The organism is Rhodopirellula maiorica SM1, from assembly GCF_000346295.1.
GTDB lineage: Bacteria > Planctomycetota > Planctomycetia > Pirellulales > Pirellulaceae > Novipirellula > Novipirellula maiorica.
Genome location: NZ_ANOG01000046.1, coordinates 1 through 571 on the forward strand (window position 1 = coordinate 1; position 571 = coordinate 571).

Here is a 571-nt window from a genome sequence, read left to right on the forward strand (position 1 = left end):
TGCGGCGGTTCGCAGTGGCAACCATTGTGGTCGATACCGATGTTCGTTGTCGCCCAAGTGAACTTGTCCACATTCCGCGGCGACTTCCAGTTGGCGTGCCCAGAGCTCTCGACCATCCGAGCCGGCATGTGCTTTGATGGCGGCGATTGAACGCGACGCGTCTGGCGGCGTATAGAAATAGAATGTGACTAATTCGGGTATCCTGTCACCGTCGAAATCGATTACCGCGGCGGGGGGAGTTTCGCTAAAAGCACGTGGAGGGTTTCGCGCTGGTGGATAAGCGACCTGCCACAATCGTGCTCCCGTTTTACCATCCAACACTCTCAGTTGCTTTTGTGCGATTCCCTGCTCGGATTTCGCCTCCGTCATCGCTGCATCGCCGGGGACGACGACGTCGAGAAGCCCATCGGCGTTCAGGTCGTCGATGCAAAGCGGGACGCTTCCCTGGTCAAACTCGATGGGCGAGATATTGTCGATGGCAGTTAACCCGTAACGCTTCGTCAGCGGTTCGTGCCAGCGCAGGCGTCCATTGCGTCCCGAGAAAACAAACAAACCTAGTTGTTTTTGATGG

General features: G+C 56.7%; 1 protein-coding gene. It reads right to left on the minus strand.

Annotation, left to right across the window (positions count from 1 at the left end; all coding sequences use genetic code 11):
- Positions 1 to 571 (minus strand): FG-GAP repeat domain-containing protein (locus RMSM_RS40540; RefSeq protein ID WP_008690535.1); only part of this gene is annotated, 571 nt, incomplete at both ends.